The sequence below is a fragment of the Psychrobacter phenylpyruvicus DSM 7000 = NBRC 102152 genome (assembly GCF_000685805.1).
GTDB classification, from domain to species: domain Bacteria; phylum Pseudomonadota; class Gammaproteobacteria; order Pseudomonadales; family Moraxellaceae; genus Psychrobacter; species Psychrobacter phenylpyruvicus.
Genome location: NZ_JMKP01000081.1, coordinates 1 through 1,967 on the forward strand (window position 1 = coordinate 1; position 1,967 = coordinate 1,967).

Below are 1,967 nucleotides of genomic sequence, written 5' to 3' on the forward strand. Positions count from 1 at the left end.
GTTCTCGCCATGGCTTGAGTTTCCCTATATTTTGTTGATATATAGGATTAAAATAAGGCTTTACTGTATTTTTCAAATTAGGGACACGCCCTAGCGTTAAAATCTAAATCAAAATGACGACTATTAGAATTTTCAGAAAGTTTCATAAACCCAATACCTTGGTCCAAAGTAATTGAAGTACAAGAGTCGTCTGACCATGTGATTTTAAGGTAGCGACGATGGTTTACTACTCGATTTTCTTTAGGAATATTTTTATAAGGATAAACTAAAACATTAGGTTTTAATCCTAAGTCTCTGTACAAAGCAGTAATCACTTTTTCTTGGATATTAGAGTTTTGCCAGTTGTGATCCACTTGTCTTGGTGTCCGTTCGTTTGTGGCTTCTTCAATTTTCAAGGTGAAATCAGGGTTACTCCACTGCGTGCCATAAATAGATTTAAGAGCATAGACTATTGAGCAATGGTCATGCTATTAAAACTGCAGATATTAATTTTGTTAAATGCAACATATATTTTATGAAAAGTCATTATGAGTAGTTTTTTAGAGTCAAACTTAAAGAAACTGCTGTGTTCTTATGACTGTCAAAAGTTTAAGAAACTTTCTTACCTAAGGTCTCAAGAAGACAGTAGAGATTTTTTGGATAAGAATGCCTGTGGCTTATTTACACACCCTTCAGTGGGCGAAGATATTAATAAATATGTGGTTATTCAAGACCATAAAATTCAGTTTACTACTGTAGATCTTGCATAAGCCAAAAAGATACGTAAACAACTTTTGAGTCTTATGTTACAAGAATAGGGATGTACAATAAACTTAATGTATAAGGAAAGAATGATAACTGCATAAGCAACAGCCACGCTTAGGCTTAAAAAGCCAGACAACCTAAGCTGTCTGGCTTTTCAGTGTTAAGAAAGAGTAATTACCTATCAATCAAAAAAGCCCTTAAATTTGAATTTAAAGGCCTTCTAAAAGTAAAGACTATATATAACAAATAGCTAAGATCAACAGAGTCTATTTATCTGCCACGCTAAATACCTTATTACCCAAATCAACAATAAACTGTCTTACTGAGTCAGGTAAGTTAGATAATGGGTTTTCACTAACATCCAGACGCTCTAATTGTTTTAAATTAGTGAGACTGTCAGGTAAGCTTTCTAGGCTATTACTATAAAGTATAAGCTCTTTAAGCTGCTTTAAATTACCGATTGAGTGGGGAATAGCTTCTAATTCAGAGCCACGCACGTCAAGAGTTTGTAATTTTGATAGATTACCGATACTCACAGGTAAAGTTTTCAGGTCTCTATTGGCATATGTTTTCATAGTCTCTAGATTGGTAAGATGGGCAATGGAATCAGGAAGATGTTCGATACTGGTGCCAGTAATTTTTAAGTTTTTTAGCGAAGTAAGGTTGCCAATCTCATCCGGTAATTTCTGTAAAGTTTTTGAATAAATGTTAAGTGACTTAAGGTTTTTAAGCTCACATAATACTTTTGGAAACTCAACGTATCCGCATCTAAGAAAAACTAACTCTTCTAAATTATCTAATTGAGCAATCTCATCTGGCAATTCACTAAAACCAATTAGTCTAAGATACTTTAAGTTTTTCAAATTACCGATAGCAGCGGGTAAAGGCTTTGTAGATTCCTTTAAAGCACTTAAGACTGATTTGCCGTCTATGAGCTCATGGGTTATTGACCTACCAAATCCTAAATCCAATCTTTCAAGTTGACGTAAAGATTGTGGGTCTCGAGGGACAATACTGTCCTCACTGCTATGGATACTATGGTTATCTACCCAGTCCCAAATCTCTAGCATCCAATCTTCTACTTTTGTATCAGAAGGAGAGGTAGTAGGGGAGTTTGCAGTATCTGCAAAAGAAGTGGTTTTATCGATGGAATTATTCATGTGATCTCCTTATAATACTCCCGGAAAACTAGACCAAAAAATTGTAGCAAATAAGATAGAATA

General features: G+C 34.6%; 2 protein-coding genes. Both read right to left on the reverse strand.

Annotated elements, in window-relative coordinates:
* Window positions 1-77: 77 nt before the first annotated feature.
* The gene (locus G561_RS0113415) at window positions 78-395 is read right to left on the reverse strand and encodes a hypothetical protein (protein ID WP_147286701.1); all 318 of its coding nucleotides are present in this window, start codon (window positions 393-395) and stop codon (window positions 78-80) included.
* A 615-nt stretch (window positions 396-1,010) separates the two neighbouring features.
* On the reverse strand, window positions 1,011-1,904 hold the full coding sequence (locus G561_RS15090) for a leucine-rich repeat domain-containing protein (RefSeq protein WP_051584573.1): 894 nt from the start codon (window positions 1,902-1,904) through the stop codon (window positions 1,011-1,013).
* Window positions 1,905-1,967 lie beyond the last annotated feature (63 nt).

Excerpts from the sequence above, each read along its gene's own strand:
- G561_RS15090 (WP_051584573.1), bottom strand. The coding sequence starts at position 1,904 with ATGAATAATTCCATCGATAAAACCACTTCTTTTGCAGATACTGCAAAC.